The 12,802-nt window shown below is 72.1% G+C and carries 9 protein-coding genes and 1 tRNA gene; 3 read left to right on the forward strand and 7 right to left on the reverse strand.

Annotated elements, in window-relative coordinates; all coding sequences use genetic code 11:
- The 3 genes from ABZ659_RS14245 to ABZ659_RS14255 all read right to left on the reverse strand — a co-directional run.
- On the reverse strand, positions 1–1,158 hold a 1,158-nt coding region (locus ABZ659_RS14245; protein ID WP_360218561.1), incomplete at its 3' end, for an ABC transporter ATP-binding protein.
- Between the two features lie 26 nt (positions 1,159–1,184).
- On the reverse strand, positions 1,185–2,045 hold the full coding sequence (locus ABZ659_RS14250) for an ABC transporter permease (RefSeq protein ID WP_360218194.1): 861 nt from the start codon (positions 2,043–2,045) through the stop codon (positions 1,185–1,187).
- Positions 2,042–3,025 carry an ABC transporter permease gene (locus ABZ659_RS14255; protein ID WP_360218197.1) on the reverse strand — a complete coding sequence of 328 codons (984 nt, stop codon included), beginning with the start codon at positions 3,023–3,025 and terminating at the stop codon, positions 2,042–2,044. Before ABZ659_RS14255 ends, ABZ659_RS14250 begins: the two co-directional genes overlap by 4 nt.
- 294 nt (positions 3,026–3,319) lie before the next feature.
- On the opposite strand from ABZ659_RS14255, the gene ABZ659_RS14260 reads away from it, so the two are divergent.
- Positions 3,320–4,876, forward strand: coding sequence for an ABC transporter family substrate-binding protein (locus ABZ659_RS14260; RefSeq protein WP_360218200.1), 1,557 nt, complete (start codon positions 3,320–3,322; stop codon positions 4,874–4,876).
- Here ABZ659_RS14260 and ABZ659_RS14265 read toward each other — a convergent pair.
- The 4 genes from ABZ659_RS14265 to ABZ659_RS14280 all read right to left on the reverse strand — a co-directional run bounded on the left by ABZ659_RS14265 (position 4,819) and on the right by ABZ659_RS14280 (position 10,840).
- Complete coding sequence (locus ABZ659_RS14265) at positions 4,819–6,102, reverse strand: transposase (protein WP_360218203.1); 1,284 nt, start codon at positions 6,100–6,102, stop codon at positions 4,819–4,821. The two genes, ABZ659_RS14260 and ABZ659_RS14265, sit on opposite strands and share 58 nt — an antisense overlap.
- A 3-nt stretch (positions 6,103–6,105) precedes the next feature.
- Entirely contained in the window at positions 6,106–8,253 is a 2,148-nt protein-coding gene (locus tag ABZ659_RS14270) for an AGE family epimerase/isomerase (RefSeq protein WP_360218206.1), read from the reverse strand.
- 4 nt (positions 8,254–8,257) lie between these two features.
- On the reverse strand, positions 8,258–10,372 hold the full coding sequence (glgX, locus tag ABZ659_RS14275; protein WP_360218209.1) for a glycogen debranching protein GlgX: 2,115 nt from the start codon (positions 10,370–10,372) through the stop codon (positions 8,258–8,260).
- A 383-nt stretch (positions 10,373–10,755) separates the two neighbouring features.
- Positions 10,756–10,840: transfer RNA gene (locus tag ABZ659_RS14280), tRNA-Leu, on the reverse strand.
- A 186-nt stretch (positions 10,841–11,026) separates the two neighbouring features.
- Here ABZ659_RS14280 and ABZ659_RS14285 point away from each other — a divergent pair.
- Both ABZ659_RS14285 and chpH read left to right on the forward strand, forming a co-directional pair.
- Positions 11,027–12,352: a M20/M25/M40 family metallo-hydrolase gene (locus ABZ659_RS14285; RefSeq protein ID WP_360218212.1), complete on the forward strand. Its 1,326-nt coding sequence runs from the start codon at positions 11,027–11,029 to the stop codon at positions 12,350–12,352.
- Between the two features lie 156 nt (positions 12,353–12,508).
- The gene (chpH, locus tag ABZ659_RS14290) at positions 12,509–12,742 is read left to right on the forward strand and encodes a chaplin ChpH (protein WP_360218215.1); all 234 of its coding nucleotides are present in this window, start codon (positions 12,509–12,511) and stop codon (positions 12,740–12,742) included.
- Positions 12,743–12,802 lie beyond the last annotated feature (60 nt).

Raw genomic sequence — 12,802 nt, forward strand, 5'->3', positions numbered from 1 at the left:
GCTCCCGCCCGCGGCGCTCCCGAGTCCGCCACCCGCGGTGCTCCCGCCCGCGGCGCTCCCGAGTCCGCCACCCGCGGTGCTCCCGCCCGCGGCGCTCCCGAGTCCGCCACCCGCGGTGCTCCCGCCCGCGGCGCCCCCACCCGCGACACCCCCGAGCCCTCGCCCCCGCACCGTCGGCGGGAACAGCTCCACCGCCCCCAACCCCGCGGCCCGCGCGCCGTGATGGCAGGCGGCCACATGCCCGTCCGCGCCCGCGAGTTCCGGCGGCCGCCCCCGGCACACCCCGTCCGCCAGCGGACAGCGCGGCGCGAAGGCGCAGGCCCGCCCCCGGGCGCCCGGCGCCGGCGGGACACCCGGCATCGGGGTGGGCGGGGTGTCGTCGTCGAGCCGGGGCACCGAGCCCAGCAGGCCCTTGGTGTACGGCATCCGCGGCCGGGTGTAGAGGGCCTCCGCGGGGGCGCTCTCCACGATCCGCCCGCCGTACATCACCGCGACCCGGTCCGCCGCCCCGGCCACCACCCCCAGGTCGTGGCTGACCAGCAGCAGCGCCGCGCCCGTCGCCCGCCGCGCGGCCTCCAGGGCCCGCAGCACCCGGTCCTGCCCGAGGGTGTCGAGCGCGCTGGTGGGCTCGTCGGCCACGATGACGTCCGGCCGGTTCGCCATCGCCACGGCGATCATCGCCCGCTGCCGTACCCCGCCCGACACCTGGTGCGGATAGGCGTCCGCGACCCGCCCCGGCTCCGGCACCCCGACGGCGTCCAGCAACCCCACGGCCGTCCGCCGCGCCGCCGCCCGCCCCGGTCGCGGCGACTGGTGCAGCCGCAGCGCCTCACCGATCTGGTCGCCGATCCGCCGCACCGGCGACAGCGCGGCCAGCGCGTCCTGGAAGACCATGGCGATCCGCCGCCCGCGCAGCCCCGCCAGCTCCCGCTCCGGCATCCCGACGACCTCCCGGCCCAGCAGCCGTACCGACCCGGACACCGTGAGCCCCGGCGGGCAGAGCCCGAGCAGCGCCAGCGCGGTCAGGCTCTTGCCCGCGCCCGACTCACCGACCAGGCCCAGCACCTCGCCCCGGCACAGCCGCAGGTCCACCCCGCGCACCAGCTCCAGCGCGGGGGAGCGGCGCCCGGCGGGCCGCGCCACCCGCAGCCCCCGCACCTCCAGCACCGCCTCCGTGCCCCCCGTCACCGCCCGCCCCCCGCCGCCGCCACCGGGTCGAGGGCGTCCCGCAGCGCCTCCCCGAGCAGATGGCAGGCGAGGACCAGGCAGACCAGCAGCCCGGCCGGGAAGAAGAACATCCACGGATACGTCACCGGCACCTCCGCGGCGTCCGCGATCAGCGAGCCCAGCGAGACGTCCGGCGGCTGCACCCCGAAGCCGAAGTACGACAGCCCGGTCTCACTGAGCACCGCCCCGGCCACCGCCACCGTCGCGTCCGTGACCAGGAACCCCGCCAGATGCGGCAGGAGATGCCGCCGCATCACCCCCACCGGACCGACGCCCAGGTACGGCGCCACCCGGACGAACTCCCGCTCCCGCAGCGACCGGGTCTGCGCCCGCACCGCCCGCGCGGTGACCATCCAGCCGAACGCGGCCAGCAGCCCCGCGAACACCGGCCAGCCCAGCCCGCGCAGCCGCGGCCCGAGGACCACCAGGACGAGGAACGCGGGCACCACCAGCATCAGGTCGACGAGGAACATCAGCACCCGGTCCACCCACCCGCCGAGATACCCGGCGCACACCCCGACGACGGCCCCCAGCACTGTCGCGAAGGACGCCACCAGCACCCCGACGAGCAGCGACTTCCGCAGCCCGCGCACACACTGCGCGAACACGTCCTGGCCGATCCGGTTGGTGCCGAACCAGTGCTCGGCGCCGGGCGGGCGGCGCAGGGCGGTGTAGTCGGCGTCGGCGTACCCCCACCGGGTCAGCGCCGGACCGGCGAGCGCCAGCAGGACCAGCCCGAGCAGCAGCGCCGTACCCGCGAGGGCGGTGGGGGAGCGGACCAGCCGCCGTACCACCGCACGGGACCGCGCCGACCTCACGGGTACCGGACCCGGGGGTCGAGCGCGGCGTGCAGCAGGTCTCCGGCCAGCCCGGCCAGCAGGACCAGCGCGGCCCCGAACACCTCCACCGCGACGACGGAGTTGACGTCGCCCTTCTGCACCGACTCCACGAACCAGCCGCCCATGCCGTGCCAGCCGAAGACCTTCTCGGTGAACACCGCGCCGGTGAACAGGGTCAGGAACCCGAAGGAGAAGAACGTCGCCAGCGGGATCAGCGAGACCCGCAGCCCGTGCCGCAGCAGCGCCCGCCCGGGAGTCAGCCCCCGGGCCCGGGCGGCGCGCAGGTGCTCGGAGGCGAGCACGTCCGCCGTCGCCGCCCGCTGGTAGCGGCTGTACGTGGCGACGGCCCCCAGGGCGACGGCGAGCGTCGGCAGCGCCAGGTGCACCGCGGCGTCCCCGAACCGGGTCAGCGGCCCGCCCGTCAGACCGGGCGTGCGCTCGCCGGTGTAGCGGATCACCGTACGGCCCGTGGCGTCGTTGACGGTGATCGCGCCCGCCTGCAACAGCAGCCCCAGCACGAACGGGGGCACCGCCAGCACCGCGAAGGAGAACACGGTGAGCGCCCGGTCCGGCAGCCGGCCACGGCGGACCGCCGCCCACACCCCGGCCAGCACCCCCAGCGCCGTACCCACCACGGTCCCCACGACCAGCAGCCGCGCGGTCACCCCGACGCGGCGGCCGAACTCCGTGGTCACCGGGGTGCCGTCGAGCGTCCGGCCGAGATCGCCGTGCAGCGCCCGCCACGCCCAGTGCGCGAACCGCTCGGTGACCGGAACCGAGTCGCTCAGTCCGAGCTGCGCGAGCCGCTGGTCGACCACGGCCACCGGCGGCGGCGGGGTGCGCTGTTCGTAGTAGGCGCGGGGATCGAGGGCGCTCGCGGAAATCAGATAGGAGAGGAAGGTTGAAACGAGAAGTAAGGCGAGGCAGTTTGTCAGGCGTATTGCCGACAGTTTAAGCATCGAGTGTTCCCCCGTAGGAACTTCACGAGCGTGGCATGGCCCAATGTTAGGCTCCTCTCCCCCGCCTGGAAGCCGAGTTGCGTGTTCGATCCCCACGGCGGTGGCGCAGCGCAGAACCTTATGAGGGGGAGAGGGCACGCTATGGCGGATTTTCCCGGCACCCGGAGATGGTTACGGCACCTATTGGTATGGACCGCCCTCGGCGGGCTGTTAGTCGGATGCACCCAATCCGCCACGGACACGCCCCGCGAGGACAATTCACGGGCCGCCGTCCCGGCCTACGGCCACACCGACGTGCACCCCCGCCCCCGCTCCGCACTGCGCCAGGGCGGCACCCTCACCCTGCCGGTCTCCCAGTGGCCCACCCAGTTCAACCACCACCACGTCGACGGCGCCCTGGACGACGTGTGGACCATCGCCTCCCTGGTGGAACCCATGCTCTTCACCCGGGACGCCCAGGGCACCCCCCGGCCCGACCCCGACTACCTCCGCTCCGCCGAGGTCACCGCCACCTCCCCGCAGACCGTCACCTACCGCCTCAACCCCGAGGCCCGCTGGTCCGACGGAGAACCCCTCGGCTGGCGCGACTTCGACGCCCAGTGGCGCGCCCTCGGCCGGGGCGACGACCGCTACCAGATCGCCGACCCCAGCGGCTACGAGGACATCGCCGACGTCCGCCCCGGCGCGGACCCGCACGAGGTCGAGGTCGTCTTCGCGGAGCCGTTCGCCGACTGGCAGCGGCTGTTCACCCCGCTCTACCCGGCCGCCGCCTCCGGCACGCCCGAGCAGTTCAACGAGGGCTGGCGCGACGGCGTCCCCGTCACCGGCGGCCCGTTCCGGGTCGGCGACCTGGACGCCACCGACCGCACCCTGACCCTGGTGCCCTCCCCGCACTGGTGGGGCCGCCGCCCCCTGCTCGACCGCGTCATCCTGCGCACCCTCGACCCCGCCACCGCCGTCCAGGCGTTCCTCAACGGCGAGATCGACGCGGTCAACGCGGCGGCCGCCGACGTCTACGACCGCCTCAAGGACGCCCGCGACACCGAACTGCGCACCGGCTCCGCCTGGGACGCCGTACAGATCGCCCTCAACGGCGCCGCGGGCCCGCTCACCGACCCCGAGGTGCGCCGGGCCCTGCTGCACGCCGTCGACCGGAAGGCCCTCGCGGAGGTCGCCGGCGAGGGCCTGCCCGTCGGGGTGCCCCTCCTCGGCAACCACTTCTTCATGACCAACCAGCCCGGCTACACCGACAACTCCGGCCCCTACGCCACCCGCGACCTCGCCGCGGCCGAACGCCTCCTGGACCGCGCGGGCTGGCGCCGCGCCGACCCCACCGGCACCCGCAGCAAGGACGGCCACCCGCTGGAACTGCGCCTGGTGCTGAGCCAGTCCACCAACCGCCTGGGCCTCGACCTCGCCCAACTCGTCCAGCACATGCTCGCGGAGGCCGGGATCACGGTGGAAGTGCAGAAGGTCCCCGCCGACGACTACCTGCCGAAGTACCTCAACCAGGGCAACTTCGACCTGGCCATCTTCCGCTTCGTGGGCCTGACCTACCCCAGCACCCTCTACCCCGTCTACCGGCAGACCGACGACGAGCAGACCTACGCCAACTACGGCCGCGTCTCCAGCCCGCGGGTCGACGCCCTGCTCGCGGAGGCCTCCCACACCCTGGACGAGGGGCGCCGCCGACGGCTCTACCAGCAGGCCGACGCCGCCATCTGGGCGTTGGCCCACGACATCCTCCTCTACCAGCGCCCCCAGGTCGTCGCCGTCCGCGAGCACCTCGCCAACTACGGCGTACCGGGCCTCGGCGACATCGACTTCACCGACGTCGGCTGGGAGAAGTGACCACCGGCGCTCAGCGCGTCATAGCCGAGCGCCACCGAGGCCAGCGTGACGTGGTGGTGCCAGCCCCGGAACGAACGGCCCTCGAAGTCCGCCAGCCCGAAGTCCCGCTGGAGCCGCGCCAGACTCTGCCCCGACAGCGCCCGCAACTGCGCCAGCGGCATGATCTCGGGCAGCCTGCGCGCCGACAGGTTCGTCAGCCAGTAGGAACGCGGCGCCGGACGGCCGTAGGGCCAGTCGGTCACCAGGTGCCGGGGCCGCTGCGCGGGCTGCGCCTCCGCCGATCGGGCCCCCGCACCCCCGCCGTGCGGAGCCTCCGTCAGCAGCAGCGCGGGCATCGACAGCACCTGTGACTGCCGCATCCGCGCGGTGGCCCGGTCCTGCCAGGCGATCGGCATCCGCTTGCGGTGCTGCGCGGCGTGCACCGCCAGCTCCACCAGCGTTCCACTGCCGTACGGCGATCCCGCGCACGGCCGCGGCAGGGTGACCCCCACGCTCGGCGCCACCTGCACCAGGTACGCCAGGCCGCGCGCCTCAAGTCCGCGCAGCAGCGGCGCCACGTCGCCCTCGCCGCGCCAGTCGACCAGCACCGGCAGCGGCTCCAGCAGCCACTCCTCCAGCATCTCGTCGACGGCCTCCAGGATGTACCGCCAGCGCGGCCGGGTCCGCTCCACGTCCGGCAGGTGCGCCTGACGGCGCAGCTGCTCGTCGCGGTCCCAGCGCTGCGGCAGCAGCAACCGCCAGCTCACCGGCACCCCGCCGTGCCGGCCGACCAGCGAGGTGGCCAACGCCAGCTGGCAGTTGACGGTGCGCTCAAGCGAGGGCGCGTACTGCCGGGCGACGCCCACGGACCGGTCGCCGTTCTTGGTGAACACGACCTCGTCCACGCACCACGCCTCGGTGCCCAGCGTCCGCTCCAGCTGTCCGGCGAGCCGCCGCCGCACCGGCCCGGAGGGCCACGGGCTCTGGTTGACGAACTGCTGGATCTGCTGGACGGCCCGACGTCCCAGCACCTGTTCGGAGATCCGGGCGGGGGTCTTGCGGCCGGGGACGTCGAGCAGCCCGCGGACGTACACCTCGCCCCAGCGCCGCTGGTCCGACCGGGCCAGCGTGCCGAAGAGGTCCTGGCAGTACGCGGAGAAGTCCACCGGCACGAGCGGCACCTCGGCGGGCGGCACGGGGACGGCCGTCTCGGCAAGGAGGTGCGCGGGGGGCAGGGTCGTGGTCACGGGTCAGTCCTCCTCGCCCTCAAGCAGGAAGGCGTCGGTGGCCAGCAGCGCTTCGCGGACCTCGGGCAGCACCGAGCCGACGACGACGAAGTCCACGTCGAGCCCCGCCTTGGTGCGCTGCACGAGCAGTTCGTTGACGGCGGGACGGCACATCTCGGTGACCTGGCCCAGGTGGAACTCCACCCGCTGCGGCCCCGCCGCCATCACCTCGCCCAGCACCCGCCGGAACTTCTCCAGCTCCCCGGAGTCCACCGCGCCGCCGCAGCGCACGTGCGCGGTGCCGCCGTCGAACTCGCTGCGCACCCGCAGCCGCATCTGCACCGGCTCCAGCTCCACGCGCACCCGCACCGGGCCGTCGCTCTCGGGCAGCCTGACGGTGAGTTCCTTGGCGTCGAAGTGGTGGTGGGGCCGCCCGTCGACCCAGACCCGGGTCAGCTCGACCGTGCCGCGCGGCAGCAGGTCGGGCGCGACGCGCAGCTCCCGGTCCGGCAGGTCGCCGGGGCGCGGCCGGAAGTACAGGCTCAGCGGCTCGTGGCTGATCAGCAGCCCGGTGTAGGCGGCGGCCAGGTAGCACAGCTCCAGCGCGTGGTACCCGGCCATCGAGTGCGAGCCCTTGAAACGCTCGGTGCCGACCAGGTACGGGTTGCCGTCGGCCAGCACGTTGAAGTAGACGCCGCCGTCCTGGTGGTCGAGGAAGAAGGCGTTGTAGAACGCCGCGGCCTCCCGGGCCAGACGCAGCGAGTCCGGGTCGTGCGAGGTACCGGCGAGGATCAGGTAGGCGAGGATGGCCTGCTCCTGCTGCCACCACGCCTTGCGGTCGTGCCAGACCATCCGGTGGATGCCGCTGTCCGGGTCGGGCCGCCGCTCCACCACGTCGTACCAGCCGCCGCGCAGCTGGTCGCTGCCGACCGCGGGCATGATCTCGCCGATCCGGCGGGCGGTCTCGGCGTACTCGGGCTTGTCCGCCAGCGCCCGGATCCGCGTCAGGTTCCAGGCGATCTTCAGGTTGTGGCCGACGACGGCCCGGTCCTGCTGCCAGCCCCAGGTGCGGTCCGGCGTCCAGTCCTCGTGGAAGCGCTCCTGCACGAACGGGCTGTTCGGCTCGTCCGGGAAGCGGGCCACGATGGTGTCGGCGGTCTCCTCCAGGAGCGCGGCGAAGTCCTCCCGCCCGGTGGCCAGATAGGCGTTGATCAGGTACGCCGGGGCGTGGTCGCCGATGGAGTTCCAGTTCTTCCGCGACCGGTTGCGGCCCAGCGCGTCGTCGCAGGGGCTGAGGTTGATCGGGTCGATGTGCGAGAAGAAGCCCCCGCGCTCCTCGTCGCGGAAGTACCGCTCGAACAGCGCCACCGTCCGGTCGATGTCGTTCAGGATCCGCGGGTCCCCGGTCACCCGGTACGTCTGGGTCGGCCCGGCCAGCGCGTAGATCTGCTCGTACATCGGGATGGCGTCGATGTCGTCGCCGAACTCCGAGGCGTAGACCTTGCGCCGCCCGGTCGGGGTGATGTCCATGCCGTGGTACCAGTAGACGATCCCGTCCTGCTTGTCGTCCACGCGCATGTACTGCCGCAGGTACTCGGTGCCGCTCTCCGCCGCGTCCAGGAACCGGTCCTCACCGGTCAGCAGGTACGCCGTCGCCAGCCCGTAGACCAGCCGGGAGATGGTGTCCGTCTCCTGGCGCACGTTCTGCCCGGCGAACTCCGGCAGATGGGCGCCGTCGAGGGTGAGGTTGGTGCGGTAGCCGCGCCAGTCGTACTTGCCGTCGGGGAACTGCCCCCGTAAGTAGAAGTCGGCGATCGCGGTGGCCTGCCGCACCCACCACTTCGGGTGCTCGAAGACGTACTGCCCGCGGCTCTCCTCGGGGAAGGTGATCTCCTTCGCCTCGAACCGCGAGCCCCCCTCCCACTCGTAGAAGATCCCGTACGCGAACAGGAAGCGGCCCGCGCCCAGCATGTCCCGGGTCTGCCCGGTGGTGTCACGGTAGGGGTCGCCGAGGTTGCGGACGACGCGGGAGACGACGTTGCGGGCCAGGTGCACGGTGAACTCGCGGCCGTCGGAGGTGCGCAGCCCGAACCGGTTCTGCACCGGGCTGTGGTAGGTGACGTATCCGGCGAGGGTGTCGGAGAAGATTCGGCGTTCGGCGGTTGCGCTCATCTCGTCACGTGCCCTTCTCATCGGGTAAGGCCACGAGCAGCACGACGCTGCGGCCGTGGGCATGGAAGGTGTGCGCTTCGATCAGCTCTTCCTGGCCGGGCGCGAGCAGGTCGCGCGGCGCTCCGCAGGCGGTGTCCAGCACCCGGTACCAGCGGTGGCCGTCGACGGCCGGCAGCTCGAAGTCCAGCCCCAGGTGGTACATGTTCATGATCAAGTGCAGGTCCGGGTCGCCCCGGAACCCGCCGAGCGTGGCGGCCAGCACCCGGGCCTCGTCGTCGTCCCAGCCGGGGCAGTCCAGCCGGGTGCCGTGCCAGGTGACGTCCGCGACGCCGCGCTCGTTGCGCCGCTCGGTGAAGAACCTCGGCTCCCGGAACGTCTGGAACCGCTTGCGCAGCGCGATGACCCGCTCCGTGAAGGACCGGATCTCCGTCTCCTTCTCGGCCTGCTCCCAGTCCAGCCAGGACACCTCGTTGTCCTGGCAGTAGGCGTTGTTGTTGCCCTGCTGGCTGTTGCGGAACTCGTCCCCGGCCAGCAGCATCGGCACCCCGCGGCTGAGCATCAGCACCGACAGCAGGTTCTTGATCTGCCGCACCCGCAGCCGCTCGACCTCCTCGGAGTCCGAGGGCCCCTCGACGCCGCAGTTCCAGCTGAAGTTCTCGTGCGCCCCGTCGGCGTTCGCCTCGCCGTTGGCGTGGTTGTGCTTGTGGTCGTACGACACCAGGTCGTTCAGCGTGAACCCGTCGTGGCAGGTCACGAAGTTGATGCTGTTGGTCGGCAGCACCTGCTGCGGGAAGAACAGGTCCGCCGAGCCGCCGATCCGCGAGGCGATCTCCCCGACCAGCCCCGCGTCCCCGCGCACGAACCGCCGTACGTCATCCCGGAACGGCCCGTTCCACTGCGCCCAGCGCTTCCCCGGGAACCGGCCGACCTGGTACAGGCCGCCCCCGTCCCACGGCTCAGCGATGATCTTCGTCTCGGAGAGCACCTGGGACAGCTCGATCGCCCACAGCGCGGGCGGCACCGCCATCTCGTACCCCATCGGCCCCCGCGACATCTCCGACGCCAGGTCGAACCGGAAGCCGTCCACGTGGTGCTCGGTGACCCAGTACTCCAGGCACTCCAGGATGAACTTGGTGACCATCGGGTGGTTGGCGTTGACCGCGTTGCCGCACCCGGTGAAGTCCATGTACCGGCTGCGGTCCTGCGGCCACAGGTGGTAGTACGCCTCGTTCGCCGCGCCCCGGAAGCTGATCGTCGGCCCGTACTCGTTGCCCTCGCTGGTGTGGTTGAAGACCACGTCGAGGATGACCTCGATACCGGCCCGGTGCAGCGCCTTGACCATGTCCCGGAACTCGGTGATGTGGTGCGCGAGGTGCGGCTCCGCGCAGTACCCGGTGTGCGGCGCGAAGAAGCCGTACGGGTCGTAGCCCCAGTAGTTGCGCAGCGGGATGCCGTCCGGCGCGTTCCGCAGGACCTGGGTGTCGTCGAAGTCGAACACCGGCAGCAGTTCCACGGCGGTGATCCCGAGGCGCTGGAGCTCCGGGATCTTCTCCACCACCGCGGAGAACGTGCCGGGCCGGGCCGCCCCCGAGGTCGGGGAGGCGGTCAGCCCGCGCACGTGCGCCTCGTAGATGACCGTGTCCGCCATGGGGACGCGCAGCGGCCGGTCGCCCTCCCAGTCGTAGCTGTCGAGGTCGACGACCAGACTGCGCATCGAGTGCTCCACGTTGTCAGCGCCGCCGACCGCGCGGGACCGCTCCCAACGGGTGTTGATGTTGGCGCGGGCGTACGGGTCGAGCAGCACCTTGCGGTGGTTGAACCGGGACCCGGAGTGCGGGGTGTTGCGGGGCCCGTCGATGCGGTACGCGTACACCTGCCCGGGGCCGAGACCCGCCACGTGGCAGTGCCAGAAGTGGAAGCTGCGGTGGTGTTCCGGGTGCAGCCGGACGACCCGGGACGGCTGCGGCGCGTCACACCGGTCGAAGAGCAGCAGATCGACCCGGGTGGCGTGCTCCGAGAAGATCGAGAAGTTCACCCCGTCGGCGTCGACGGTGGCGCCGAGTGGCTGCGGATGTCCCGGCGAGACCCTGGAGACGGCCTCCGGCCGCTGCTCCGCCAAGACGCTTCCCTGGGTTTTCACAGAGCTTCACCTCTTGTCACCTGGGTGGTCGAGCAACCGTCAAGTCCGCTAACAGGCCGGGCATGTGCTGGCGGCAACTCGCCGGAGACCGCGCCCGATTCAGTCAACAAGCTCAGTAAGGTTGAGTCAAGCATGTTGTAAAACCGGAAGCGTGTGCGAAGCCCGTGCGGAACGGGACGAGGGTGCGACACCTGGGACTTCCCGGCCGAACGGGACCGCGCGGAAAACTTGTGGAACCCGCCCGCGGGCCCCCCGACCCTCGCGATTCCGGCCGCGACGGCCGGTCCCGACCGGCCGACACGCCCCCGCCCGGACACGCAGGATCCCCCCGGCCGCCGTAGCGACCGGGGGGATCCGGTGAGTGTCCGAGGGGGGACTTGAACCCCCACGCCCGATAAAGGGCACTAGCACCTCAAGCTAGCGCGTCTGCCATTCCGCCACCCGGACAAGGTGTCTGTCGTGCGGGGTTTCCCCCGCGGCGACGACGTAAACATTACCAGGCTTCCGAGCCGCCGATCACACCCCCACCCGGCGTGCGCGGCCGGTGACGGACCGCCCCCGGTCTTGGGCCGCACCCGCCCCCGGAGGGAGGATGAGGAGATCCGTCAGCAGCACCAGCGGGAGGTACCCACCGTGAGCCAGCAGGACACGACCAGCGACGTCACCGGCGAGGACGAGGTCGTGGACCTCTGCCGCGACCTCATCCGCATCGACACCAGCAACTACGGCGACCACTCGGGCCCCGGCGAACGCGCGGCGGCCGAGTACGTCGCCGAGAAGCTCGCCGAGGTCGGGCTCGAACCCCGGATCATCGAGTCGCACCCCGGCCGCGCCTCCACCGTCGCCCGCATCGAGGGCGAGGACCCGTCCCGGCCCGCGCTGCTCATCCACGGCCACACCGACGTCGTCCCGGCCAACGCCGCCGACTGGACCCACGACCCGTTCTCCGGCGAGATCGCCGACGGCTGCGTCTGGGGCCGCGGCGCCGTCGACATGAAGGACATGGACGCGATGACCCTCGCCGTCGTCCGCGACCGGCTGCGCAGCGGCCGCAAGCCGCCCCGCGACGTCGTCCTCGCCTTCCTCGCCGACGAGGAGGCGGGCGGCACCTACGGCGCCAAGCACCTCGTCGACAAGCACCCCGACCTCTTCGAGGGCGTCACCGAGGCGATCGGCGAGGTCGGCGGCTTCTCCTTCACCGTCAACGAGAACCTGCGCCTCTACCTCGTGGAGACCGCGCAGAAGGGGATGCACTGGATGCGCCTCACCGTCGACGGCACCGCGGGCCACGGCTCGATGACCAACGACGACAACGCCATCACCGAACTGTGCGAGGCCGTCGGCCGCCTCGGCCGCCACACCTGGCCGGTACGGGTCACCAAGACCGTCCGCTCCTTCCTCGACGAACTCTCCGACGCCCTCGGCACCGAACTCGACCCCGAGAACATGGACGCCACCCTCGCCAAGCTCGGCGGCATCGCCAAGATGGTCGGCGCCACCCTGCGCAACTCGGCCGCGCCGACCATGCTCGGCGCCGGGTACAAGGTCAACGTCATCCCCGGTCAGGCGACCGCCCACGTCGACGGCCGCTTCCTGCCCGGCTACGAGGAGGAGTTCCTCGCCGACCTCGACCGCATCCTCGGCCCCCGCGTCCGCCGCGAGGACGTGCACGCCGACAAGGCGCTGGAGACCGACTTCGACGGCCGGCTCGTCGACGCCATGCAGACCGCGCTCGGCGCCGAGGACCCCATCGCCCGCGCCGTGCCCTACATGCTCTCCGGCGGCACCGACGCCAAGTCCTTCGACGACCTCGGCATCCGCTGCTTCGGGTTCGCGCCGCTGCGGCTCCCGCCGGAGCTGGACTTCGCCGGGATGTTCCACGGCGTCGACGAGCGGGTCCCGGTGGACGGCCTGAAGTTCGGGGTGCGGGTGCTCGACCGCTTCCTCGACGCGTCCTGAATGACCCACTGAAACGACACTCCACTATTCGTCCGCGTGTGCGGTCGCGACTGGGAAGGGTGAATGCGCTCATAGGGTCGTAGCTCTATTAGTCCCTCCTCGTTACTGCTGGTGCGATCAGCTTCATGGGATCGCATTGCCAACAAGGAGGAATAAATGATCAAGAAGATCGTCGCCGCCGCTGCCGCCACCGGTGGTCTCGTCCTCGCCGGCGCGGGCCTCGCCGCCGCCGACTCCGGCGCCCAGGGTGCCGCGGTGCACTCCCCGGGCGTGGCGTCCGGCAACGTCGTCCAGGCGCCCATCCACATCCCGGTGAACGTCTGCGGCAACACGATCTCGGTGATCGGCGTGCTGAACCCCGCCTTCGGCAACGTGTGCATCAACAAGTGACGTGACCACCCCCTCGTGAGGGTGTGACCAAGGGTCCGGACCCGCCCGTCGGCCCCGGAG

This window comes from Streptomyces sp. NPDC006997 (assembly GCF_040635175.1).
GTDB lineage: Bacteria > Actinomycetota > Actinomycetes > Streptomycetales > Streptomycetaceae > Streptomyces.